Raw genomic sequence first — 23,740 nt, forward strand, 5'->3', positions numbered from 1 at the left:
AACTGGTCATTTGAAGCGTTGCCGACAAACGACAAACGAAAAGTTGAGGTGCCGGTTTTTCAGCGATTATTTGCGGCCGACTTTAAAGAACTTCCTGTGTCAGCAATCAAATCAAGCGGTTATGTGGTTGATACGCTAGAAGCAGCCTTTTGGGTGGCGAGTAATGCTCCTGACTTTAATACTGGTATTATGACTGCTGCTAGTTTAGGCGAAGACACCGATACAATTGCGACCATTGCCGCGTCATTGATGGCTGCCAGCGGGCGTGATGTCATATCGGCAGATTGGTGGCAAACGATTGTTAATCGTGCGTTGGCTGAAAGTTACTTGATGCCTTTCGCTGAAAAGTTTGGGGATGCAACCGAAGTAGATGAAAGCGATGGTGTGAAGAAGTAATGGACCGACATGAAGCATCTTGGATTGAAGAAAGTCATCAGGCAATGCATGGATGGGATTTTAGCCACTTAAAGGGTCGTTGCGAGACAGAAGCTCTGCCATGGGATTACCGTGGTTTAGTTCAACAATATCTAAAACCGAATGACGAATGGTTGGATATGGACACAGGTGGCGGGGAATTGATGAGCTCATTTAAGCATCCCGCTGAAAAGACTTCGGTCACAGAAGGTTGGCAACCGAATATTGATTTGTTGAAACGTACCCGGGTAGCACAAGGGATAACGCTCTATGCAGATCCGGAAGGCAAAATGGCGGAAGTGCCGAGTGACCATTTTGAAGTGGTGACGAATAGTCACGGCGGGTTGCCAATTGCTGCAATTTTGCGTGTCTTGCGTCCTGATGGTGTTTTCATTTCCCAACAGGTTGGGGCAACCAATAATTATTCATTATCGAGGTTCTTAAATGGAAAATATGCTCCTGCCTTTCCTGATAACAATCTGTTACAGGTTATAACGCAACTACAGAGCAGCGGTTTCCGGATTCTCAAGGCAGATGCATCTTTTGTTAAAATGCGTTTTACGGATGTTGGTGCCATAGTGTACTATGCGACTGTCATTCCGTGGGAGTTCCCTAACTTTGACGTTAACCGAGCTATGCCGAAACTTCACCAATTACAGGACATCATTGCAAGTGTCGGTGCCATTACAACTTTTGAAGATCGCTTTATCATTGTGGCAAAGAAAAATGAAGACTGAAGTAGGGAGGGAGATTCGGGAGTAGCATTGGTCGCAGTAAGCAATTAATAAGTGAAAAAGGTTGTAAAATCCAAATTAACTTCCGGATTTTACAACCTTTTTGTATTTTTTTAGATGTTGCAAAGCTGATCAAAGGACCAAGTGCTTGATTATTCATATTGAAAAAACGGAGCAAGCCTCTAGCGCTTAGGTGGGTGAGTCTCCAACAAAAGCTCGACTAGTTTTAAAATAGTTGCCCCTGCGACCGGCTGATTCATCAACTCGATGAGAAACGCTTTATTCTTTTTGTTGACGATTGCTTTTAGCGTATCTTCTTCTTTTAAAATTTCAGCAAGTTTCGCAAGCGCTGGATCAATTTTTGCTGGCACTGCTTTGGTCTTTGCAGAGGCCTTTTTGCGTGATTTCTTCGACTGCGGGAACATCTTTTTCAACGTCGCGTTAATTTTATCCCTGTTGAATTCATCCCCACGCATGCCATCATCCCTGCGGCTGTCTTCTTCAAAATTGGCGCCACGGCCGGTTAAGCAATATGGCACAAAAGGCACAGCGGTGGTGTCGGCCTCGATGATTTTTTCCAAGTGAATTTGATGCTGCCAATCGTCGCCGAAGTCATATTGGTAGATCAAATTGCCGAATTCCAGCTCATCTAGCGCTTTGACGTCACTTTCCAGCTCTTCATCACCCATGAAGTCTTCATCAAAGCTAGGAACAAAGAAAAGGTCGCGTGCCTGCGTATTCCAGAACTGATGCAAATGAGCATTTTCCCAACCAAACAGTACCTGAATAACAAGATGCAGCTTGTCGAGGCGCATGTCATCCGGAATGAGCACGCGGCGCCAAACTGGGGGATGCGTATCTTTAAGGGTGATTTTGAGCTGTAAGTATTGACCGGTTGCCATCAGTTTAATCCTCCGTTTTCCTGGAAATCATAGTTGTGTGAGTTCTTGCGTGATTGCCTGCACTTCAGCAAGATTATCCGCAACGGCGCCACTGGCTAGCGGATGACCACCGCCACCGTGACGCACGGCTAGCGTGTTGATCTCCTTGGTTTTACCACGAAGCTCGACGCGGTACTTGCCGTCTTGCCGTTCCGTGAACACGACCCAGCGATCAATGCTGGCGAGTTTGCCGATGTTACCGACTACGCGCTGTTCTTCGCCATATGCTAAATCGAATTGTTTCAGCACGGCTTGTGTAATGATCAAGGAACCGGCGCCGCTTGCAGTAATAATAACATGTTCAAGCGCCCACCCGATGAGACGGCCGACTTTTTCCGGAAATTGATCTTCGCGGCGGCCAATCGCCGGGGCATCAATGCCCGTTGTCAATAGATCTGCGGCTGCCTGGTGTGTACGGGCAGTGGTCAAGTCATATAGAAAACGGCCGGTGTCCCCAATGATGCCGGCATACAAGGCTGCCGCTGCCGGCTTGTTGAGGGTCAACTTTTGGCTGCGCCGGGTCAGCTCCCAGACCATTTCCGAAGCGCTTGAAGCGTTGGTGTCGACCCAGTTGATCGAGCCGAGTTGATCCTCGTTGAGATGGTGATCGATTTTAATGAGCATCTCGCCTTGGTCAAAATGCGATCCGGCCACACGTGAACGGTTGGCAGTGTCAATAACGACCACCAACGCGCCTTTATAAGCAGTCAGCGGAACATCTTGCTGCGGGCCGATCCACGCCAGATTCGGTGCGGGTGGGCCAGCCGTATAAATCACTTTTTGCGGATAAGCGGCCCGAAGCAGCAATGCCAGCCCGGTTTGCGAACCGATAGCGTCTGGGTCGGGGTTGATGTGGCGGTGGATAATGATCGTATCAAAATGGGCAAAAGCGGCTAAAATATCTTCAATATCGGCTGACATAACAGGTTCCTTTCAATGCTGCGGTTATGTAAGATTGTGCTTCTCGCTTGCTAAAATAGCAGGCCTGTACACATACTTAATCGTACTGGTATCAGCGGAAAACACAACTGTTATAATTAACAAAACCAAACTTATTGGGGGAATTTCGGTGAAACGTATTTTAAAATGGCTGGCGATGATCGTTGGCGCCGTCCTGCTGGTTGCAGGTGGGTACCTAATTTATCTTTTTACGACTTATTACCGCTTACCAGATGATCAGGCGCTGAAAGTCAAAAACCAGCAAAATGCCCAGTTTAAGCCAGGTCAGACATACACGGCGATGACCTATAACATCGGCTACGGTTCCTACCCGCCCAGTTATAGTTTCTTCATGGACGGCGGCAAGTATTCGCGCGCTTATAGCAAACAGGCGGTGCGTAAAAGCATCCATGGTATCATTAAAACTACCCAAGCGCAGAATCCTGACATCGCCTTTTATCAGGAAATCGATCCGGACGGCGATCGTTCCCGGCACGTGAATGAAGTGAACATGGTCACGCAGGCGCAAAAACAGTATGCTAATGTTTACGGCCAAAATTACGATTCCGCTTACTTGTTTTATCCGTTTAACCAGCCAATCGGGAAAGCCAAGTCAGGGATTTTAACGTTGAGCAAGGCAAAACTGGACAGTTCACGCCGCTATAGCCTGCCGGTGGATACCGACTTCAATAAGATTATCGACCTTGATCGCGCGTTTACCGCCACAAAAACCACGGTCGCTAATGGCAAGCAATTCATCATGGTCAACATCCACATGTCGGCGTTTACGCCAAATGTTAAGGTACAGCAGGCGCAATTTGCCAAATTATTTAAGTACATTGATCACGTCTACAAGCAAGGCAATTACGTCATGGTCGCCGGCGATTATAACCATCGACTGTTGAAAAACACCGCCGAAGTTTTCCACACCAAAAATCTCGAAGAAACCTGGACCCACTTATTCCCTAAGTCGAAATTACCTGCTGGTTTCCACATTCCGACGATGGGCTTGGCAGAAGCTAAAGTTCCTTCCGTCCGCGCACTTGATCAACCGTATCGACCCGGAAAAAGCTTTGTGACGTTAATTGACGGCTATATTCTGTCACCCAACATCAAAGCCGAAAGTGTTCATGTGGTGTCGACCGGTTTTCAGTACTCCGATCACAATCCGGTCGTGCTGAAGTTCCAGTTGCAATAGTATCTGCATCCTTAGTGGCCTGAAAATAGGGTCACTTTTTTATGCATTCGTTCGTTCCAGCGCCGACGTAAAGCGGTTCGTTTTCCCGTACACATTCATGTGGATACAGATGCAGCAAGCTGTTTTATTGATAAACTAGCTTTCGCCTCCCAATTGGTACACATTATATCCCTCTGTTACACAAGAAACTGCATTTCAGTGTTAACTTTTATAATGCAAATACTTGAAATGCAGTTTCATATGGCGCCATAATCAAGTTGATCGATGAAATCTTATTAGGGAGGGGAAACATCATGTCGATATCTGCTTTTGCACTTATTTTTCTGACGATCTATGTGGGTTTGGCGCAACTCGATGCACTCTCATTGAAGATCGGATTATTTTCACCGGTGTTTGGTGGTGCAGCAACTGGTCTAGTTATGGGCGATCTCAAAACCGGCTTGATTGTCGGTGCGACTCTGCAGTTGGCAACGTTGGGGGTCGCGACTTATGGCGGTGCAACGGTACCGGATTTTCTTTCCGGTTCGGTCATGGGCAGTGCATTTGCGATTATGTCCGGGCGCGGGGCTGCTTATGGCATCGGGCTGGCGATTCCGATTGGCTTGTTGCTGACGCAAATGGATATTCTGGCACGGATGACCAACACGATTTTTCAGCATCATGCTGATCGTTTGGCACTTGAAGGTGACTATAAAGGCGTCGAAAGGAACAACCTTTATGGGATCATTCCGTGGACGGTTTCACGAATGTTGCCGGTTTTTGTCGGCCTGTTCTTTGGCTCGGCGGTTGTTAAAGCCATCAATGCCTGGATTCCAGCGTGGTTGATGACCGGTCTGAAGACGGCCGGGATTATTTTGCCTGCGATGGGGATCGCGATCTTGATGCGATACTTGCCGATCAAGCGCTATTATCCTTATTTCATCCTCGGTTTTGTCTTGATGGCGTACTTCACGAAATCATTCTCTTTGTTGGGCACTGCGCTGGTGGGCTTCGTCTTCGCGGCGATTCACGTGATGGATGCCAATGAGCGTAAGAACAATGGCCCGAGCAAGCCTAACGACAACAGCAACGATAGCGGCAACAGTGACGATGAGGAGGTCGAGATCGATGTCTGATTTGAAATTAAACAAGTTAACTAAAAAAGATCTCAAGCATATTTTCATTCAAAACGTCTTGGGACTGCAGTTGGGCTGGAATTACGAAAAAATGCAAGGCTTAGGCTATGCGTATTCAGTGATGCCCGCTTTGAAACGGCTGTATAAAGACGACCCTGCTAAGATGAAGCAAGCGTTGAACATGGAGATGGGCTTCTTCAATACCACCCCGCAAATGGCCCATTTGATTGTCGGCGCGGATGTTGCCTTGCAGGATCAACTGGGGATGAACGATGAAAATGAAAAAGCCATTGCCGGATTGAAAACTGGGTTAATGGGTCCTTTTGCCGGCGTTGGCGATACCATTTTCGTTGCGATTTACAATGCGATTATTTACTCCATCACGGCCTACCTGGCATTATCGAATCAACCGATCGGCCTGTTGATTCCGGTGGTTGGCTGCCTCGCCATTTTATGGGTGCGCTGGAAGTTGTTCCAAGTCGGGCTGGCACAAGGCACCCGGTTGGCAACGACCTTCGCTGACAGCATGGCGATTTTCACGGAAGGAGCCTCGATTCTTGGGTTGACGGTTGTCGGCGCCATGATTCCAGCCGTCATTAATTACAAACTTGATTTGACCTATAAAGTCGGCAAGGTCACGATGAATGTGCAAAGCATGCTCGATAAAATTATGCCGGCACTGATTCCACTAGCGATTGCTTTATTCTCGTACTGGATTCTGGGGCGGAAGCATATGAATTCAACCCGGCTGATTTTCGTTCTGATTCTGATCGGCATGGTGCTAGGCAACCTTGGCGCGATTTTTGGGTGGATCGGCAGCTTGGTTTAATTTGATAACGATAACGCGTTCACCGGCGCAGAAACCTGCGTGTAAGGATCTCGGTAATGGCCTAAGCCCGGGCCATCACGCCCAAGGCCACTTACACTCCGGTTTCTAAGCGTGCCGGTTCACGCTTACTGAAAGGAAGTGGCCTTTAATGACAATTGTGGCAGCACGGGTTGACGAACGGATGATTCACGGCCAGGTAGCGATGGTGTGGACGAACACAGTCGGCGCCAATCGACTGATGGTCGTCAACGATGAGGTTGTACACGATGACATGGCGATTCAAGGCTTGAAGATTGCTCGGCCGGCTGGGAAAAAACTGGCGATCAGTTCAGTAGCCAAGGCGGTCGAAAATTTGCAAAACGGAAAATTTGCCGCGGATCAGGTGTTTGTGATCACCCGCAATGTTTCAGACATGGCAAAATTAATTGACGGCGGCGTGCCGATTAAGTCGTTTAACGTGGGCAATCTGTCGGAAAAACCCGGCACCAAGAAAATCAAGCCATCGGTGGCGTTATCGCCTGATGATATTGCGACTATTCGGCGTTTGCTTAAACAAGGGGTAACCATTACTGCGCAGATGGTGCCTAACGAAAGTAAAACGTCCATCGCCACCTTTATTGATAAGGCCGAATGACGCCACTTTTAACGCGGGTGCAGGTACGACTTGCGCAGTTAAGCCCGGTTAACCGTGCTTTGGCCCGCCACGTACTTGCCGATCCGGAGGCTTTCGTTGCCCAGACAACGGCGCAAATTGCCAAAGCCAGTGGGGTATCGGCGGCATCCGTGATCCGCTTTGTACGGTTATTTGATTACGATGATTTGCAATCGTTCAAGCTTGCCTTGGTGCGTGACACTAAGACAACAGACGATCCGCAGCCGCTTGATCCGCTGGTGCAAGACGATGATGATTTGCCGACCATGATGCGCAAACTTAGTCAGACAGCGGTGGCTGCAGTACGTGGTTTGCCGGAAGCGTTGGATCAAGATGCAGTTCAGTCGGCAATCACCATATTGCGGCAAGCTCGGCACATTTATCTGATCGGGATCAGTGCATCGGCGTTAGTGGCCCAGGATCTTTATTTAAAACTGATTCGCGCCGGTTATCTGGCAATTTTTGATCATGATGCGCATACAGCGTTGGAGCGAATGTATTATGCGACTTCGGCTGATGCGGTGGTGGCCTTTTCCTATAGTGGGCTGACCAAAGAAGTTGTGTTGGCAGCACAACAGGCACGGCGTAATCACACCCCGGTGATCGCCGTGACCCGCCACGAGCCCAGTCCGTTGCGGGATGCAGCGAGTTGCGTGATTGCCTTGCCGCCAACAGAACCGCTTTTGCGTATCGGTGCCGTGACATCGATGTTCACGGAAACTTATGTTGCCAATATTTTGTTTTTGGGCGTGGTGCATGGCGAGATTAAACGAACCGAACAGAATTATCGGGCGACATCCCAGTTAACCGGGAAATTGAAAATTCGAGGTGAACAATATGGCAATCGCAGACCTAATAACCGAACAAAGAAATCCGGCCAGCATGCACATCGACACGATGACGACGCCTGAGATTGCGGCGTTGATCAACCACGAAGATGCCAAGATTGCGCCGGCGATCGCTAAGGAAGAGGCCCATATTGCCGCGGCGATTGACGAAGCCAGCCAACGCTACAATCGCGGTGGTCGGCTGATTTACGCCGGAGCAGGTACATCGGGGCGGCTGGGCGTTTTGGATGCGGCCGAGCTGGTGCCGACTTATGGCATTCCGCCAGAACGCGCAGTTGGCTTGATCGCTGGCGGCATGTCAGCGATGTTTAAGTCCGTGGAGGGAGCCGAAGATTCTGCTGAACTGGCCGAACACGACCTGAAACACTTGAACCTGAATGCCAATGATACGGTGATCGGGATTGCCGCGTCCGGACGCACGCCGTATGCAGTCGGCGCCTTGACTTACGCGCAACAGATCAAAGCGCTCGCCGTATCGGTCACCTGTGTCGCAGACAGCGAACTGGCCGCCCACGCTAACATTGCGATTGCGCCAGTGGTTGGCCCAGAAGTCATTACCGGTTCAACGCGCATGAAGGCCGGTACCGCCCAGAAAATGGTTCTGAACATGTTGTCGACAGGCGTCATGATTCGCGCTGGAAAAGTATTTAGTAACTTGATGATCGATGTGCAGCCAACGAATGCCAAATTGGTCGATCGTGCGGAACGGATCATTGTTGAAACAACCGGCGTCACTAAGCCTCAAGCTGCTTCCTTGTTGAAAGCCGCGGCGCATAAAGTACCGGTTGCGATCGTCATGGCCAAAACCGGAATGGATGTGGCCGCCGCAACTCAGGTTTTGGCGGCACATGATGGGGTCGTGAGTGCCGTTTTAACCGCGTGGGAGGCTGAACATGGCCGTTAATGCTGACCTAGAAACGCCCATTACCCAGGCCATTCACAACAAAGCTGTTTTTGGGGCCTCTTTTAGTTTGGTTGCGCCGGATGAAAATGCGTTATATTTTCTGGGTTATCAAGGTACCGGTGACGATCATCTACCGTTAATGCCACAGGATCGCTATGATCTGGCATCGCTGACCAAAGTGGTGGGAACCACGACGCGTCTTCTACAATTGCTGGTGGCAGGAGAAATCCGGTTAGATCAGCCGATCGGTTCGTTTGTGTCCGGTTTGCGATACCCACAGCTAACCGTCAAACAGCTGATGTTACATCGCAGCGGGCTACCGGCAGATGTGGTCAACGCACATGACCTAGATCGTGCTGGTTTGATTAAGGCGGTGAAAACCATGGCAGCGATCGCTCCGCCAGACACCGTGACCATTTATTCGGATTTGAATTATATCCTGTTAGGCTGGGCAATTGCGCAAATCGAAGGTTCGTTAGCCACCAGCCTGAAGCAGCACATTTTCGAGCCATTGGGAATGAAGACGACAGGCTATCAACCGCACGGCATTTCCCCGGATGAATTTGTTCCGACTGAAAAGGTTCCCGATCGCGGCGGGATTTTGCGCGGGACGGTTCACGACCACAAGGCATTTTTGCTGGATGGGATTAGCGGTCACGCCGGTTTATTTGCCACGTTAGGCGATTTGACGACTTTCACGCGTCTGTTGGCAGGATTGCCGGTGCGAAATGGTGAAAGCGTGCTGCCGCCTGCTGCCTTTTCCTTGCTTGATCATTTTTGTGTTGGCGGACGCACGTTAGGTTGGCGCTGCTGGTCGGCAAAGTATCATCAATACTGGCACACAGGCTTTACCGGTACGTCGATCGCTTTTGATCGCGACACCCAGCGTGGGTTTGTTTGTCTGACGAATCGGATTTATCCAACTCGCGTCAACCGCAAGTGGGTAAGGGTGCGCATGCAACTGCTCACCCGATTTTTCGGTGTCACCACCTCATGGCCGAATGACTGACAAACAGACGTCATGTTATCTTTTGGTGGACACTAACAATGCCGCCGTTATTGGGTGTATCATCGGAAGTAACTTGGGCTTTGTGCTAGCCGTTGCCTGTTGGGTGAATCACGATGAGATTGCCTCTGCTGATTTGAAACTATGATACGATGGAAAATCAGCGCCCAACCAATAGCTGGCATTTGGCTTGTGATCGGAGATAGGGATGTATGAGCCATGACCATTTAGTTGAACGACTTAACCAGCTGCACCATCAGTTTGCCGAACCGCACGCATTGCTGCTGGCTGATAGAAGCCATCTACTTTTTGGCGCCCACACTGATAAATTGTTCCCGGCTGCCAGTTTAATCAAGCTTGGCATTGCTGCTTATATTAAAAAGCGTGCCGAAGCGGATCCTTTTCAATGGAATCGCATGGTCGAACTGCCAAAAACGGTTGGCGGAGCCGGCGTCTTGCGTTTTATGACGGAACCGTCTTGGTGTGTGCGCGACTTGGTGACGCTCATGCTGATGGTTTCGGATAATCTTGCCGCTAATGCATTGTTGAAATTATATGGCTTGCCGACCATTTCGCGATGGTTGGCGGAGCATTTTCCCGGCACCCAATTGAACCGGGCGTTGATGCAGTCGCACGTGGATAACGATAATCGGATCACGGCCGAGGCGACTTGGCGTCTGCTGCATGATTTGTTAACCCCGACCCAGCAGTCAGCCGATGGGGATTGGTGTGCGCAGGCGTTACGTCATCAGCAAAACCGCACGAAACTTCTGCTGGCGCCAACCATGCAAGCCTTTATCGGTTGGACGGCCGGCAAAACCGGTGAGTTGCCACACTGCGAACACGACGCCGCCTGTTTTGCAGCGGAAGGCGAGCAACTCTACGCCGTGGTCTTGACCACCTTCAATGATCGACGTGAAGACGCCATGCGCTTCAATCAGCAAGTCGGGCAGTTAATCTTGGACGACTTCCAGCAACGGCGGGATCCGCTGTTGTGAGCAGCTGCGAAGGGATGCTAATGCAGTTGCAAAACAAAATGAAAATAGCTTTGGATACACGCGAGATATGGTGGAAGGCGCTCGCGTGTTTTTTGATGGCCTAGTTGTGCGTTGCGAGTCTCCTTTTAGGTTCATAGCACCATCAAATGCTTTGTTTCATTTTTAAACGATACGTTTTACAGAATGCTTACATAATTAATACACCGGGTTGACATCAATCTTTACACAGGCTTGGTAGGCTGTGCCTAAGGAGTTGATGATGAATGAGTATTCGATTAGCGAACATATCAAAGGCTTTTGGCAACACCAAAGTACTTTCCAATATTTCCGTTGAGATCGAACCGGGTGAGTTTTTTGTTATGGTTGGTCCGTCTGGTTCCGGCAAAAGCACGCTTCTGCGAATGATTGCCGGCCTAGCCAGCGTGACAGAGGGACGTATCTATTTTAATGAACGTGATGTCACCGATTTGCCATCCAAGGATCGCAAGCTGGCGATGGTCTTTCAAAACTATGCGTTGCTCCCGTTCATGAATGTCGCGCAAAATGTTCGATTCGGCTTGGAAAACCAAGATCTGTCTGATGATGAAAAGACTGAACGTGTTGAATGGGCGTTGAATTTGGTCCACATGGCAGATTTAAGCGATCGCAAACCCAAAGAACTTTCTGGCGGGCAACAGCAGCGGGTGAGTTTAGCACGTGCCTTGGCCACCAAAGCGCCGGTTGTCTTAATGGATGAGCCGCTATCGAATCTCGATGCGCAATTGCGAACTGAAATGCGCGAAGAAATTGCTCGATTGCACCGTGAAATTGGCATGACACTGATCTATGTCACACATGACCAGGTGGAAGCCATGACGATGGGTGATCGGATTCTAGTATTAAATGACGAAAAAATCCAGCAACTCGGCACACCACTTGACTTATACAATCATCCGGCTAATGAGTTTGTCGCGAAGTTTATCGGCAGCCCAGAGATGAATTTATTGCCGATCACAGTTAATGATGAAGGTGATCGTTTCAGTATTGGGGACGCCTTTTGGACAGACAATGCCTTCGTTTTACCATTTGACTTACCGGCTGGTTCTTACCATCTTGGCATTCGTCCTGAGAAACTTGTGCCGGTTTCGATTGCGAACCCGGACACCATCACCGCGAAAGTCAAAAGTTTGCAACAGCTTGGTAATGACACTTTGATTTTTTGCGATTATGACGGGCAGTCGCTTGTTAGCCGAGTGCCTGAGCAGTTCACGGTGGCCGTCGGAGCTGAGCTGAACTTATTGTTACCAGCTAGTGCTGACGAATGGCACCTCTTCAACGTCGATGATGGCGAGCAGATTGTTGCGGCACCAGAAGAGGGGGCAGCAACTTATGGAGCTTAATAAAGAACTTAATAAAACGACGACCGATTCAAAGGGCAATGTAGTGACCAAGATTCGTGAAAATAACAAACCGGCCTTTTGGTTTTTGATGCCGTCGCTATTGATCCTGACTTTATTTACGTTTTATCCGATGATCATGACGATTTACAACAGCTTCTTTGCGACCAACATTCGTGGCGAGTCGGCAAAATTTGTGGGGCTAAACAACTATTTCGATATTTTTAAAGATCCGTTATTCCTAAAGAGCTTAGCTGGAACCTTGGTCTACGTGGTCTTGTTTGCACTGGTGACAATTGTGCTTGGTGTTGTCTTGGCACGACTGGCAACAATGAAGTTGCGGCGGATCGGTTGGTTTCAGACAGCTTTTGCTGGCACGATGGGCACGAGTGCTGCTGCGGCCTCCATTCTTTGGTTGTTTTTGTTCAACCCATCTGTTGGGATCGTCAGCTTTGCCTTGAAAGCGATGGGCGTCAGCAAGACCAACTTATTAGTTGATCCGACTGGTGCCATGATTGTCATTGTACTTGCCAGTGTCTGGATGGCATTGGGGTTCGCTTTTCTGATTTTGCTCAGTGCGTTTCAGAGTGTACCACCGGAATACTATGAAGTTGCTGATATCGCAGGTTGGTCTCAATTCAAGCAAACGCTGAAAATTACGGTTCCTATGATTTCACCAACTTTGTTTTTCCTCTTCGTTGTTGAAATTATCGATGGATTCAAAATGTTTGCGCAGATCGACTTGATTACTGGTGGCGGTCCTAACAATGCTACAAACTTTTTGGCATATAAGATTTATCAAGATGCATTTGTCTTCCATAATTTTGGAACGGCTAGCGCGGAGTCAATTGTCTTAACCGTCATTATTGCGTTGGCAACATGGATCCAATTTCACTTCACAGAACGGAAGGTGTATTACGCATGACACATGTCAAAACTGGCGCGCGCTACTTACTGTTGACTGTAGTGGCGGTGTTACTTCTGTTCCCGATTTTGTTGGGGATTTGGGCGTCACTGTTACCGACTAAGGACATCGCGGCGGGCAACTTCTTATCGACTAACATTTCGTTGAACAACTACTGGCAGGCGTTTGTGACTACGCCAATCATTCGTTACATGATCAACTCGTTTGTCACTGCTGGACTGATCACCATCGGCCAGTTAGTTCTATGTACACTTGCGGCTTATGCATTTGCGTTCATGAACTTCCGGTATAAGAAACAATTGTTCTTTGCTTTTCTTGTTACGATGATGCTGCCTTTTGAAGCAGAGATCATCCCTAATTTCCAGACAGTGAAAGCATTTGGCTGGTTAAACAATTACGCTGGTCTGACTATTCCGTTCTTCACGTCCGCATTCGGGGTCTTCATGTTGCGGCAAGCCTTTTTGCAAATTCCCACGGATCTGGTGGATTTTGGCAAGTATTTAGGTCTCAGTCGCTTGCAGTTTCTTTGGAAAATTGCAGTGCCTTATAGCCGTAGTATGATGATTACCTTTGCGCTTTATACATTCCTAACTCATTGGAATCAATACCTGTGGCCGTTGATTACGACCTTCACGGATGATTTCCGTCCGGTACAAGTTGGGTTGAAACAGTTGCAGTCCGAAGATACGTTTGCTAATTGGGGCATGGTCATGGCAACCGCAATCATCGTGTTGCTGCCAACCCTCATACTGCTACTGATTGGTCAGAAGTTCTTCAAGCGTAATTTGAATGCAGGGGGGACGAAAGGGTGAAAACCACATATAAGAAAATAATCGCGTTGATCGCAGCGATTGCGGTGATCTTAGGCCTTGTCTTTTTCCTGACCGAGCAACATAAAACCGAAGCGGCTGCGGATAACGGGCGCACAACGATCACCTTTTGGCACTCAATGAACGGGCCGAATGAAAAGGTGTTGGAGAAGTTAGTGGATCAGTTTAACAAAAGTCAGACTAAGTACACAGTCAAGCCGATTTATGCGGGCAGTTATGAACTATCCATTATGAAATATGCCAATACGGTTGGCAGTAACGTCTCTCCTGACTTGATTCAAACTGATCAAGCCAATCAATCAATGATGATTGGACTTAAATCAACGATTCCGGTGCAAAAATTCATTGATCGTGACCACTATGATCTTAGCCAGCTATATCCTGGGGTAACAGCGGCATACAAGATCAACGGTAAACTAGCATCGATGCCGTTTAATTCGTCTAGTTCGGTCATGTATTATAATAAGTCCCTCTTTGAGAAATACGGTATTCCGGATTTGCCGATGTCGCCAACCTATAGCGACATCACCAATGCGGCTGTGGCGTTGACCAAAAAAAGCAAGGGCGCTGTCAAAGGAATGACCTTGCAGATTTATGGTTGGTTACCAGAAGAATTGGTGGCGAACCAGGACGCGTTGGTGGTTAATCACGAAAATGGACGTGAGGCGATGGCGACAAAAGCCACTCTGAATTCACCAGCAATGGTCAAAAGCATGAACTGGCTGCAGGATGTGATCAAGCAGGGGGCTTTCCAAAACTTCGGTACCGGTTCAGCCGCTGGTAATAACCAAAGTGCCGCATTTTTGGCACAAAAGGTCGGAATGTTCATGCAAAGTTCCGCGATGCTTGGCCAATTAAAAAAGAATGCCAAATTTAAATACGGCATTACTTTCACACCCCATCCCGACGGCACCAAAGCCAATGGGGTCGCAATTGGCGGAGCCAGCCTTTGGATCACCAAGGACAAACCGACTGCTGTTCAAGATGGCGCTTGGCAGTTTATGAAATACCTCATGACGCCTAAAGCGCAGGCCGCTTGGCAACTAGGAACTGGTTACTTCGCTGTCAATCAAAAAGCGAACAAGGTTAAGACATTAGCTGACGCGATTAAGAAGAATCCTGCCTTGGCCGTGCCGATTGAGCAACTCAATCAAGGTAAAATCAATGCAGCTACAGCTGGTGCTTTCTTCAGCAACATTCAGCAAGAACGGCAAAACGTTGAGTTAGCTATGCAACAAATTTATGACGGAACGGATGTCAAGAAGGCACTAAACGAGGCTGAAGCAGACACCAACGCTGCGATTGCCAAGACAAACGCTGTTAGCGGTAATTTACTCGATTACAAGCGCTAACTTGTCCAATTCTGACAGCATTGCTGAACATCCAACAGACGCGTATGATCGAGATAACAAATTAAGAAGTTATCCTTTTAAGGGAGTCGCGATGATGCCGAGAGTATATTTTCTATGTACTGGCAATGCCTGTCGAAGTCAGATGGCAGAAGGCTTTGCCAAGCAACTGCTGGGACCTCAATGGCAGGTAAAAAGCGCCGGGCTTGAAGCTCACGGCCTCAATCCGCTTGCCACGCAGGTCATGGCGGAAAAAGGGATCGATATCGCCGGACAACGGTCAAAAGTGATCGATACCGAGGCGTTGCAACATGCAGATCTGATTGTGACACTGTGCGGCGATGCGCGTGATCGCTGCCCGGTGACGCCGCCAGCGGTTCGCCGGTTGCATTGGCCGCTAAAAGATCCGGCCGCAGCTACCGGTTCGCTAGCAGAAGTCATGCAGGCATTTCGCGATGTGCGCGATGAAATCGAAATCCGCGTGCGCGCGTTGGCAACTTTTGCGAATGACAGCCAGAATCAAGATTGAAGACCACAAAGGATCAATGAACGGAGGGTAAGCATGACAGTAGCAATTTATGGACATCGCGGGTACCCTGCCCGTTTTCCGGAAAACAGTCTGCAAGGGTTCGAATACGCCTGTGAGCACGGCATCGATGGGATCGAAACCGACGTCCAAATGAGTGCAGACGGCCACCTCGTCATCATGCATGATGAGCGGGTTGATCGCACCACGGACGGTACCGGCTGGATCGCCGACCTCACGCGGACACAGCTCAAGGGGATGCGGTTGGCCAATGGGGAGCACATCCCGTCGCTACGAGAGGCACTGACGGTTTTTAGCCATTATGATGTGATGGTGAACATCGAATTCAAAACAGGCAAAATCCGGTATCCGGGTATCGAGGCGCTGACGCAGGATTATGTCGAGCAGTTTGACATGCAAGATCGCGTGATTTACTCTTCGTTTAACCACGACAGCATCAATGTGATCCATACATTGGCTCCAAAGATGAAAACCGCTTGGCTGACCAGTCGAGTGCTCATGGGATCGACCTTGCCATCTTACTTAGAAGCCGTGCACATCGAGCATTACAACCCACGCCTCGACAAAGCCCAGCGTGTCTGGACGGTAGACGACCCGCTGAAAATGAAACAACTCATGCGCGAAAAGTATGTCGTCGGGCTCATCACCAACCGCTTTGAAGAAGCAATGGACATGCGCGAGCTGGTGGCGAAAGAGGAAAAGTCGCCGGTGTGAGTGTTTAGAAAAAGAGGCGTTTCGAGATTAGCTCGGAACGCCTCTTTTGCATTTTAAAATTGGAACCCTTAGATGAATTTTGTTAAATCCATCGACTAAAAAGTGCCTTTGCAGCTCGTGCATAAAGGCCTTTAGGGGAAAAACCTTCCCTTTGAATAATTGGCAACAAGCGTCTTATAAATGCACGATTACATGCTGCGCTTTTCATAGAGAATCCTTGAAAACACTTATCATGTTCGCGGCAAGCTTGATCTAGGTTATGAACCGGTCGTTTGTTCCATCCTTTATTACCAGCACCGCAATAATTCCCCCATGCACCGATCGGAAACAGTGCACGTTTTACCCTTTGGACTGTGTCCTCGACGCCTTCTGACTTTACGGAATTAGATAAGGCGTTGATCTGGTTTGCATATTTTACGGTTTCCTCAGATGAATTGGCTTGAAATGCTGCTTCTACATTGACTTCAGGGATCCCATTGTCGTCAAATTCGATAAATTTCTCAACTGTTTCAACAGCAGCGCGCTGTGCATCAGTGAGGGAATCATCTAAGCCCGCGCCTTGCGTCGAAGCTGAGACTGATTGCCCTGAGTAGAGAAATACCCCTAGTAAAGCTCCCAAGATAACAATAATTTTCTTCATTTGAACTCCTGTCCAGAAAATCAATAATTTGCGCCAAATAAAACAATGAACAAGAGGATATATACATCTCCAGCCAACATTACAAAAACAGTTAGATAAAGAATGATCTTTAACCATTTAGGTATTGCTTGCTTTTAAAGGTACTAACAGCAAAAATAATCAAAAAGACGAATACTAGGAGTGGAATTAGTGCGATAGACAACCTCTCCCTTATAATTGGCATGTGACCTCCTTTCGAAGAACAGTTGATGCTGCTGAACTGTAGCGCTTACATTGTGACCGACACACCCCTAAAAGTCAAGTGTAATCATCGAAAAACGCATAAAATATTTATTAATAATATTTTTAGAAACTTATATTATTAAACTAAAACTTGGCAGACTACATAAATACCAATTTTACATTTATTAGATTGTTAATAGAATTGTCTGAGAATGCTAAATAAATATTACTTGTTTGTCATGAGCAAGTTAACGGGAATATAAATAAGCTAGACCTGGTAACTAACTCAAATTTTTTTAAGGGCAAAACCATCGTGTCAGACGCATTCATTACCGAATACCGATCTGTTACAGAGTATCTGATGACATCGCAAAAATGGACTGCCGCTGGATATGAGCAGTGGACTGGTGATTATAATAAAGCCGATCCATGGTTAATCGCGTGTGCCTTGAACAAAAAGATGACCATTATCACAAATGAGAACAAGACTGGCCCTAATGGTCTTCCAAGCAAAGTAGAGCCCAAGATTCCATACGTCGCTAATAAATTGGGTGTTGCTACAATGAACTTTTGGGATTTTCTTGATAATGAAAAGTTCATTGCTGAATAAACATTTTCACCCAAATTTTCCCCTCTTGAATTGGCAATGCCAAATTTAAAGGGGTATTTTTGTATTTGAAGCTGCGGTTTAGCAGTGAATGACACGGAAGTCGAATCTGTCGCGCTCACTTAACTGGCACTTTCGACACTACCAATTTCAAACAAGGAGTTGAATCCATGGCCGATGAATTTGTCGCCCACCCGCTAATTACCATAACCAATGTGATTTGGAGCTTTTCCCGTAGCACGCATCAGCTGCAGATTTTGCTGATTCACCGTGCTGATGAACCGTTTGCCGGTTACTGGGCGCTGCCGGAGACGACGCTGCGGATTCGGGAAAGTGCCGATGCGGCGGCTATTCGTTTGATTCGCGATAAAATTAGCGTTCATGTCAATCGCGGGTCGACCGAACAGCTGGCCACTTTCACCGATCCGGCACGCACGCCAGGGGAACGGGCACTGGCGCTCACTTACATGACCTATCTGCCGACCATGCCGAAATTGCGGCCGGGCTATGGCGCCACCGATGCGCGTTGGTTTGCCTTCGAGGCCGTCGCCGGGGATGAACAGCTGCAAAATGGCCGCCTGACGTTTCACGTGAATCAGCAAGCCGCCGACCTAGCATTTGACCACGCGCGGATCCTCAGCGTTGCCATTCAGCGGATTCGCAACAAGCTCGATTATCAGCCGACAATTTTACAAGTCCTCGGGCCTACGTTTACGTTAAAAGAAGCGCGCGAGGTTTACGCACCGTTTCTCCATACCACCGCCTCCGCAATCGATAACTCTAACTTCAAAAAGACCCACCAGCGGCTGTTTATTGAAGTCGGCATTGCCCATGACCGCAGCCGCAGCGGGCGACCGCCGAAACTTTTCAAGTTGGCCTAGTTGAAAAATACCAAAAGACCGCGTATCGTTGTCACCAAATAAAAGTCTTCCGTACTTTTATGCAACCTTAGTTTAAGTAAAAAGTACTTTAATTAGAAAGGATTGTTCTTGATGGCACATTCACATGAAGCATTGCTGATCATTGACTACACCAATGACTTTGTCGCTGATAAAGGCGCCTTGACTTGTGGGAAAGCCGGACAGGTACTGGCACCTACGATTGTTAAATTGGCTGATGAATTTCTTCAGCAAGATGGCTGGGTTTATTTGCCAACTGACGTACACACGCCACATGATCCCTATCATCCGGAAAGCAAATTATTTCCGCCGCATAATGTTCGCGGTACTTGGGGACGGGAATTTTATGGCGCATTGGCACCTTGGTACGCTGCCCATCATGATGAGGAACGCGTCAACATGTTCGACAAAACGCGCTACTCCGCATTTGCCGGCACGCCTTTAGATCTACGATTACGGGAACGCAAAATCGACACGGTCCATTTAGTTGGCGTCTGCACCGACATTTGCGTGCTGCACACCGCAGTCGATGCTTATAACCTCAACTATCAGATGGTTGTGCACAAAAATGGCGTGGCGGCTTTAACCCAAGCAGGACAGGACTGGGCCTTGGACCATTTTGCCCATGTGCTTGGCGCTACCGTTACCGAATAAAATCGTTTATGAAACAAAAGAAGGCTTAATTTATGAATATGAACCAAGCGATGTTGACGGATCTTTATGAATTTTCAATGGCCAATGGGTATTGTGCTACCTTGCCGCATGAGGACCAGGCAGTTTTTGATCTCTTTTTCCGCACGGTGCCGGATCAAGGCAGTTTTGTCATCGCGGCTGGTCTGCAGCAAGTGGTTGAAGCGTTACGCGACTTTCACTTTACCGATGCAGATATTACGTACTTGCGGTCACTGAAGCTTTACTCCGAGACCTTCTTGGACTATTTGAAAAAAATGCACCTCGACTGCACCGTTTTGGCCTTACCTGAAGGCACACCGGTCTTTCCGCGAGAGCCATTGTTAACCGTTCAAGGGCCATTGATGCAGGTCCAGTTGCTGGAAACGCTACTGCTGAACATTGTCAATCACCAGTCACTGATTGCGACCAAGGCGCGGCGCATCACGGCGGCTGCAGAAGGCCGGCCGGTCATGGAATTCGGGGCGCGGCGGGCGCAAGGGCCTGACGCCTCGGTTTATGGGGCACGCGCGGCCGTTATTGGCGGGTGCAGCAGTACCTCCAACGTGTTGGCTGCCCAGCAATTCAACATTCCGGCAGCCGGAACCATGGCGCATAGCTGGGTGGAAGCATTTCCAGATGAATTAAGCGCATTTCGGGCATGGGCGAAGGTTTATCCCGACAACAGCGCCTTGCTGGTCGATACGTATGATGTTCTTAAATCCGGTGTACCCAACGCCATTACGGTCTTCAAGGAGCTCAAAGCAGCTGGCCATCATCCAGTGGGCATCCGCATTGACTCCGGCGATATTACCCAGCTGGCCAAGCGAGCGCGCCAGATGCTAGACGCTGCCGGTTTCCCGGATGCCAAAATCACGGCCTCTAATGCCTTGGACGAAACCGTGGTTCAGTCCTTACTTAAGGAAGGCGCCCCGATCGACAACTTTGGCATTGGCGAAAACTTAATCACAAGCGCCTCGTCACCGGTTTTGAGCGGCGTGTATAAAATGGCTGCCATGCAGTCAAATGGTCAATGGTTACCGAAAATCAAAGTTAGTGCCAGCCGTGAAAAAACGACACTGCCAAGCCACAAACAGGTTTATCGCCTGTATCACCAAAATAGCAAACAGGCCTTCGCTGACATCATTGCCTTAGCCGATGAAACGCTGCCGCAAGAAATCGCCGCAGTCAGCGCCAACCCATTGGCCACCCACCCACAAGTCACACTGCGCGACTTTTCCGCCCGCCCGCTTTTGAAGCCAGCCTTTGATCCGGCCAAGGAACTACCTGTGACAACCGATGTCTTTGCCATTCAAAAATATGCGCGTCAAGAATTGGCTCAGCTGCCTGAGGCCACTCAACGACTCGTCAATCCCGATCTCTACCCGGTGTATCTGACGCCTAAGCTGGCAACTTTGCAACAACAGCTCATTGACGAGCATCATCAGAAGTAATCCATTTAGCTTTCGCTGTTTCTTGGAAACGTCATCTAGAACAATTTAGATGACGTTTTTTTTGTACTTTTTAAAATAACGTTGACAGCGCCAACAGAATGAACGCCCCTAAAATGCTATTCAGGCAATGTGTTATATTATTGACGTTTGTTAACAACTCTAACCGATCCTTAAGGGCGAGAAGATCGTAAATGAGGTGAACCAAGGTTGGGAAAAAGCACTACTTGGAGGATACTATCCGTTGTTTTGTTAACAAAATGTAAGTAGATGTCAAAAAGATACAATCGTCGTTATATCAGCCAGTTTAAGCCCTTTAGGCCACTTTACTATTTAATAAATTGAATTGTATTGTAATATAATTATTTAGATGTATACTAATGGTGGATCAAAAAGCGTATGTGTTTCGCGCCAAATGGGTCTGCTGATAAGTGCTCAACTGATTTGGCACAAAACACGTGGTTGTTATAAATTGGAGGGGATACAAATGTGGAAACATGCCAAGCTATATGTTTATAGCGCAGCTGTTTTATTCATGACGACACTTGTCATGTTATGTGTACCCGGAACCAGCGTGTCGAATGCGGCAAGCAATAGCAGTACTGGTTCCGGTTCTGAAAATGTCTCAACTCGAGCGAAGGTGGTCAAGGATACCAGTGTTACCAATCTAGTACCGAATCCTAACAACGACAACAACTCACTTGAGAAGAATGGTGTAGCAATTACCACTCAGTTTAAGACCACATATAAGAATGGTTCGAGTGTGATTACACCAGTATCCACTAACTCAGACTCAATCACGAACTTTACGGATCTGAGTAGCTTTGCTGAAATCGGCACGATGAAGAACAGTTCTTCAAGCGCGAAAAATATCAATGCGGTTTTTGAAGCGACGAACTTTAATAATGTTCCCAAAGAAGACATTCAAGCCGATGTTTCTGGAGCACCAGTTTTCAGCCAGGATATGACTAAAGCAGGCCTTAAGGTGTTCTATAGTGCCAAACCAGGCGAATATCTTTCGAAGAGTGATTATCTAAGCAAGTATTCTTCATGGAATAAATTGATCGCCGTTCAGATTACCGGTAGTTTAGCTGCCAAAACCACGGTGACGATGACAACACCGCTTGCTTTGAGTAATACAACGGACACCACGATTGGAGCGGCCTATTATAATCTTTCGACTGTGACCGTTGGGACGTTGGTCTTTGGCGATAATGGCATGGGATCGCGGACGAATACCCGATTCTCCGTACCATTTCCGTTGAACATTACCGGTTATTTTGCAACCAAGAAAGATTCGGATACAAAATATACCGCTCTGCCTGATTCAATTCAAAAATTGATGCCAACGACAACGCCTAATGCGGATGTCACAGGTTATAATTTCTCCTATCTACTTGATCAACCGGATAAAACCGGCACCTTATACAAAGGCGGGTTTTTCTCAGTTGATTTAACACGGATCATGAATGCCATCAAAGATCAGGGATTGTCAGTCGATGTTGGTGAGAATGGCCAGTTCGTCTCCAGATATCTGTACGATACTGAATCTGAGCCTGAGGTTGTGATTGTTGATGAAAATGGTAAGCCTATTCGCATTCCTAAGAATGATTGCTACGTTGAAATCCATCAAGTGATTGATACCAAAGATACAACGATTAAGGAAGGTAGCACCTGGAATCCTAAAGATAATCTTGTATCGGCAATTTCACCTAAGGATGGCAGCAATATTTCATCCCAGATCAAGACAACTGGCACAGTTGATACCGGCAAGCCAGGTACTTATGCCGTTAAATATAGCTACACACTAGGTGGCGTGACAATTTCGAAGACGGCGCATGTCACGGTCTCCAAGCCGGCTCCGGTTAAAGGCGGCAACGTCACGGTTTCCTATGAGACGACTGACGGTACGAAGTTAGCACCAGATGTTACCTTGAGTGGCAATGTCGGTGAAACTTATACGGCAACTCAGAAACAATTTGAAGGTTATAAGTTTAAGTCAGTTAACGGCCAGCCAACCGGGAAGTTCACTAGCGACCCGCAGAAGGTTGTCTTCATTTATGAAAAACAAGGGGTTCTGCCAAGCACTGGTGGTAGCAGTTCCAGCTCAAGCAGCTCGACCGCTCCCAGCTCAGGTTCCAGCTCAAGCAGCTCAAGCGTTGAACCAAGCTCTAGCGAAAGCAGTGGTTCGAGTGTTCCGAGCTCCAGCGTAACGCCCAGTGAAAGCAGCGGCTCGAAGGTTCCAAGTTCCAGCTCGGCTTCTAGTGAAAGCAGCAGCTCGAATAAACCAAGTTCCAGCACAAGCAGTAGCTCAAGTAGCTCGAATGAACCAAGTTCCAGCGTAAGCAGTAGCTCAAGTAGCTCGAATGAACCAAGTTCTAGCGTAAGCAGTAGCTCAAGTAGCTCGGAAAAACCGAGTTCCAGCACAAGCAGTAGTTCCAGCAGCTCAACAACGCCAAGCTCCAAACCTAGTGCAGGCGGCGTCATCACACCGGGCATCAATGACAACGGCGGTCATGGTGGCAATGGCCCACAATTACCTAATGTGACAGGCAATGACAATGGTACCAACAAGCATCGTTTGCCACAGACCAGCGAAGCCATTAACACATTCGTTGGTATTGTCGGCGCCATGATCGTACTGATTGGCATCGTTGGCTTGACTGCACGTCACTTGGCACGCCGAGCAAAATAATGAGGTGGCTAAGAGATGGTTTCAAAAGTAGCTTTTGGAATCTGTTGATATGACCATCAAAAGAGAACGCGTAGACATTTAATCTGCGCGTTCTTTTTGTGCGTTCAGATGCCAATTCACAACATCCGTGAAAGAAATGAGCCTGGCTCTCATGAATATGAAAATTATAATCGAAAAAGTGCAAGGCCATTTTCAGAGGAACTGAACCTTAGCGGGGTCGCTTGATATATAACACGCG

The 23,740-nt window shown here is 48.0% G+C and carries 24 protein-coding genes; 21 read left to right on the forward strand and 3 right to left on the reverse strand.

The annotated features are described in order from the left end of the window. Positions 1-396: ADP-ribosylglycohydrolase family protein (locus BVJ53_RS00005; protein ID WP_191983417.1), on the forward strand; the 396-nt coding region annotated here is incomplete at its 5' end. Further along, a complete protein-coding gene (locus BVJ53_RS00010; protein ID WP_129300580.1) occupies positions 396-1,151 on the forward strand; it encodes an SAM-dependent methyltransferase in 756 nt (251 codons plus the stop codon). The genes BVJ53_RS00005 and BVJ53_RS00010, both read left to right, overlap by 1 nt. 179 nt (positions 1,152-1,330) lie before the next feature. On the opposite strand, the gene BVJ53_RS00015 is transcribed toward BVJ53_RS00010, so the two are convergent. Together BVJ53_RS00015 and BVJ53_RS00020 are read right to left on the reverse strand one after the other, a co-directional pair. Then, positions 1,331-2,050 carry a plasmid pRiA4b ORF-3 family protein gene (locus tag BVJ53_RS00015; protein WP_129300581.1) on the reverse strand — a complete coding sequence of 240 codons (720 nt, stop codon included), beginning with the start codon at positions 2,048-2,050 and terminating at the stop codon, positions 1,331-1,333. A gap of 27 nt (positions 2,051-2,077) precedes the next feature. After that, positions 2,078-3,010 carry a DHH family phosphoesterase gene (locus tag BVJ53_RS00020; RefSeq protein WP_129300582.1) on the reverse strand — a complete coding sequence of 311 codons (933 nt, stop codon included), beginning with the start codon at positions 3,008-3,010 and terminating at the stop codon, positions 2,078-2,080. Positions 3,011-3,158: 148 nt separating this feature from the next. On the opposite strand from BVJ53_RS00020, the gene BVJ53_RS00025 reads away from it, so the two are divergent. The 14 genes from BVJ53_RS00025 (at position 3,159) to BVJ53_RS00090 (ending at position 16,319) form a co-directional block, all read left to right on the forward strand. Next, positions 3,159-4,226, forward strand: a complete 1,068-nt coding sequence (locus tag BVJ53_RS00025) for an endonuclease/exonuclease/phosphatase family protein (RefSeq protein WP_129300583.1) — start codon at positions 3,159-3,161, stop codon at positions 4,224-4,226. Between the two features lie 293 nt (positions 4,227-4,519). Beyond that, positions 4,520-5,341, forward strand: coding sequence for a PTS mannose/fructose/sorbose/N-acetylgalactosamine transporter subunit IIC (locus tag BVJ53_RS00030; protein WP_129300584.1), 822 nt, complete (start codon positions 4,520-4,522; stop codon positions 5,339-5,341). Continuing rightward, positions 5,334-6,170, forward strand: coding sequence for a PTS system mannose/fructose/sorbose family transporter subunit IID (locus BVJ53_RS00035; RefSeq protein WP_129300585.1), 837 nt, complete (start codon positions 5,334-5,336; stop codon positions 6,168-6,170). The genes BVJ53_RS00030 and BVJ53_RS00035 overlap by 8 nt, the downstream gene beginning before the upstream one ends. A 148-nt stretch (positions 6,171-6,318) precedes the next feature. Further along, entirely contained in the window at positions 6,319-6,804 is a 486-nt protein-coding gene (locus BVJ53_RS00040; protein ID WP_129300586.1) for a PTS system mannose/fructose/N-acetylgalactosamine-transporter subunit IIB, read from the forward strand. Then, a complete protein-coding gene (locus BVJ53_RS00045) occupies positions 6,801-7,733 on the forward strand; it encodes a MurR/RpiR family transcriptional regulator (protein ID WP_129300587.1) in 933 nt (310 codons plus the stop codon). Before BVJ53_RS00040 ends, BVJ53_RS00045 begins: the two co-directional genes overlap by 4 nt. Continuing rightward, positions 7,660-8,574 carry an N-acetylmuramic acid 6-phosphate etherase gene (gene murQ / locus BVJ53_RS00050; RefSeq protein WP_129300588.1) on the forward strand — a complete coding sequence of 305 codons (915 nt, stop codon included), beginning with the start codon at positions 7,660-7,662 and terminating at the stop codon, positions 8,572-8,574. The genes BVJ53_RS00045 and murQ overlap by 74 nt, the downstream gene beginning before the upstream one ends. Beyond that, positions 8,564-9,583: a serine hydrolase domain-containing protein gene (locus BVJ53_RS00055; RefSeq protein WP_129300589.1), complete on the forward strand. Its 1,020-nt coding sequence runs from the start codon at positions 8,564-8,566 to the stop codon at positions 9,581-9,583. Before murQ ends, BVJ53_RS00055 begins: the two co-directional genes overlap by 11 nt. Positions 9,584-9,792: 209 nt before the next feature. After that, on the forward strand, positions 9,793-10,578 hold the full coding sequence (locus tag BVJ53_RS00060) for a serine hydrolase (RefSeq protein ID WP_129300590.1): 786 nt from the start codon (positions 9,793-9,795) through the stop codon (positions 10,576-10,578). 263 nt (positions 10,579-10,841) lie between these two features. Beyond that, entirely contained in the window at positions 10,842-11,957 is a 1,116-nt protein-coding gene (locus BVJ53_RS00065; protein WP_129300591.1) for an ABC transporter ATP-binding protein, read from the forward strand. Then, complete coding sequence (locus BVJ53_RS00070) at positions 11,947-12,879, forward strand: carbohydrate ABC transporter permease (RefSeq protein ID WP_129300592.1); 933 nt, start codon at positions 11,947-11,949, stop codon at positions 12,877-12,879. Before BVJ53_RS00065 ends, BVJ53_RS00070 begins: the two co-directional genes overlap by 11 nt. After that, on the forward strand, positions 12,876-13,691 hold the full coding sequence (locus tag BVJ53_RS00075; protein ID WP_129300593.1) for a carbohydrate ABC transporter permease: 816 nt from the start codon (positions 12,876-12,878) through the stop codon (positions 13,689-13,691). The genes BVJ53_RS00070 and BVJ53_RS00075 overlap by 4 nt, the downstream gene beginning before the upstream one ends. Beyond that, positions 13,688-15,061 (forward strand): ABC transporter substrate-binding protein, encoded by a 1,374-nt coding sequence (locus BVJ53_RS00080; protein WP_129300594.1) that lies wholly within the window; start codon positions 13,688-13,690, stop codon positions 15,059-15,061. Before BVJ53_RS00075 ends, BVJ53_RS00080 begins: the two co-directional genes overlap by 4 nt. A 94-nt stretch (positions 15,062-15,155) precedes the next feature. Then, on the forward strand, positions 15,156-15,587 hold the full coding sequence (gene arsC, locus BVJ53_RS00085) for an arsenate reductase (thioredoxin) (RefSeq protein WP_129300746.1): 432 nt from the start codon (positions 15,156-15,158) through the stop codon (positions 15,585-15,587). A 33-nt stretch (positions 15,588-15,620) separates the two neighbouring features. Next, the gene (locus BVJ53_RS00090) at positions 15,621-16,319 is read left to right on the forward strand and encodes a glycerophosphodiester phosphodiesterase family protein (RefSeq protein WP_129300595.1); all 699 of its coding nucleotides are present in this window, start codon (positions 15,621-15,623) and stop codon (positions 16,317-16,319) included. 82 nt (positions 16,320-16,401) lie between these two features. Here the strand turns inward: BVJ53_RS00090 and BVJ53_RS00095 are convergent, their stop codons facing one another. Next, complete coding sequence (locus BVJ53_RS00095) at positions 16,402-16,959, reverse strand: phospholipase (RefSeq protein WP_129300596.1); 558 nt, start codon at positions 16,957-16,959, stop codon at positions 16,402-16,404. Between the two features lie 535 nt (positions 16,960-17,494). On the opposite strand from BVJ53_RS00095, the gene BVJ53_RS00105 reads away from it, so the two are divergent. The 5 genes from BVJ53_RS00105 (at position 17,495) to BVJ53_RS00125 (ending at position 23,502) form a co-directional block, all read left to right on the forward strand. Continuing rightward, positions 17,495-17,791: a DUF4411 family protein gene (locus BVJ53_RS00105; RefSeq protein ID WP_202864833.1), complete on the forward strand. Its 297-nt coding sequence runs from the start codon at positions 17,495-17,497 to the stop codon at positions 17,789-17,791. Between the two features lie 167 nt (positions 17,792-17,958). Further along, the gene (locus tag BVJ53_RS00110) at positions 17,959-18,669 is read left to right on the forward strand and encodes an NUDIX hydrolase (protein ID WP_129300598.1); all 711 of its coding nucleotides are present in this window, start codon (positions 17,959-17,961) and stop codon (positions 18,667-18,669) included. A gap of 111 nt (positions 18,670-18,780) precedes the next feature. Further along, positions 18,781-19,341, forward strand: coding sequence for a cysteine hydrolase family protein (locus BVJ53_RS00115; protein WP_129300599.1), 561 nt, complete (start codon positions 18,781-18,783; stop codon positions 19,339-19,341). 32 nt (positions 19,342-19,373) lie between these two features. Further along, positions 19,374-20,810 carry a nicotinate phosphoribosyltransferase gene (locus BVJ53_RS00120; RefSeq protein WP_129300600.1) on the forward strand — a complete coding sequence of 479 codons (1,437 nt, stop codon included), beginning with the start codon at positions 19,374-19,376 and terminating at the stop codon, positions 20,808-20,810. Between the two features lie 484 nt (positions 20,811-21,294). After that, the gene (locus BVJ53_RS00125; RefSeq protein WP_158280546.1) at positions 21,295-23,502 is read left to right on the forward strand and encodes a MucBP domain-containing protein; all 2,208 of its coding nucleotides are present in this window, start codon (positions 21,295-21,297) and stop codon (positions 23,500-23,502) included. The last annotated feature ends 238 nt before the right edge of the window (positions 23,503-23,740 follow it).

The organism is Lacticaseibacillus chiayiensis (genome assembly GCF_004123795.1).
Taxonomy (GTDB): Bacteria; Bacillota; Bacilli; order Lactobacillales; family Lactobacillaceae; genus Lacticaseibacillus; species Lacticaseibacillus chiayiensis.

Coding starts and splice junctions, on each gene's coding strand:
- BVJ53_RS00110 (WP_129300598.1), top strand. CDS start 17,959: ATGGCCGATGAATTTGTCGCCCACCCGCTAATTACCATAACCAATGTG.
- BVJ53_RS00030 (WP_129300584.1), top strand. CDS start 4,520: ATGTCGATATCTGCTTTTGCACTTATTTTTCTGACGATCTATGTGGGT.
- BVJ53_RS00045 (WP_129300587.1), top strand. CDS start 6,801: ATGACGCCACTTTTAACGCGGGTGCAGGTACGACTTGCGCAGTTAAGC.
- BVJ53_RS00020 (WP_129300582.1), bottom strand. CDS start 3,010: ATGTCAGCCGATATTGAAGATATTTTAGCCGCTTTTGCCCATTTTGAT.
- BVJ53_RS00035 (WP_129300585.1), top strand. CDS start 5,334: ATGTCTGATTTGAAATTAAACAAGTTAACTAAAAAAGATCTCAAGCAT.
- BVJ53_RS00095 (WP_129300596.1), bottom strand. CDS start 16,959: ATGAAGAAAATTATTGTTATCTTGGGAGCTTTACTAGGGGTATTTCTC.
- BVJ53_RS00055 (WP_129300589.1), top strand. CDS start 8,564: ATGGCCGTTAATGCTGACCTAGAAACGCCCATTACCCAGGCCATTCAC.
- murQ (WP_129300588.1), top strand. CDS start 7,660: ATGGCAATCGCAGACCTAATAACCGAACAAAGAAATCCGGCCAGCATG.
- BVJ53_RS00010 (WP_129300580.1), top strand. CDS start 396: ATGGACCGACATGAAGCATCTTGGATTGAAGAAAGTCATCAGGCAATG.
- arsC (WP_129300746.1), top strand. CDS start 15,156: ATGCCGAGAGTATATTTTCTATGTACTGGCAATGCCTGTCGAAGTCAG.
- BVJ53_RS00060 (WP_129300590.1), top strand. CDS start 9,793: ATGAGCCATGACCATTTAGTTGAACGACTTAACCAGCTGCACCATCAG.
- BVJ53_RS00090 (WP_129300595.1), top strand. CDS start 15,621: ATGACAGTAGCAATTTATGGACATCGCGGGTACCCTGCCCGTTTTCCG.
- BVJ53_RS00125 (WP_158280546.1), top strand. CDS start 21,295: ATGTGGAAACATGCCAAGCTATATGTTTATAGCGCAGCTGTTTTATTC.
- BVJ53_RS00075 (WP_129300593.1), top strand. CDS start 12,876: ATGACACATGTCAAAACTGGCGCGCGCTACTTACTGTTGACTGTAGTG.
- BVJ53_RS00040 (WP_129300586.1), top strand. CDS start 6,319: ATGACAATTGTGGCAGCACGGGTTGACGAACGGATGATTCACGGCCAG.
- BVJ53_RS00065 (WP_129300591.1), top strand. CDS start 10,842: ATGAGTATTCGATTAGCGAACATATCAAAGGCTTTTGGCAACACCAAA.
- BVJ53_RS00120 (WP_129300600.1), top strand. CDS start 19,374: ATGAATATGAACCAAGCGATGTTGACGGATCTTTATGAATTTTCAATG.
- BVJ53_RS00070 (WP_129300592.1), top strand. CDS start 11,947: ATGGAGCTTAATAAAGAACTTAATAAAACGACGACCGATTCAAAGGGC.
- BVJ53_RS00015 (WP_129300581.1), bottom strand. CDS start 2,050: ATGGCAACCGGTCAATACTTACAGCTCAAAATCACCCTTAAAGATACG.
- BVJ53_RS00115 (WP_129300599.1), top strand. CDS start 18,781: ATGGCACATTCACATGAAGCATTGCTGATCATTGACTACACCAATGAC.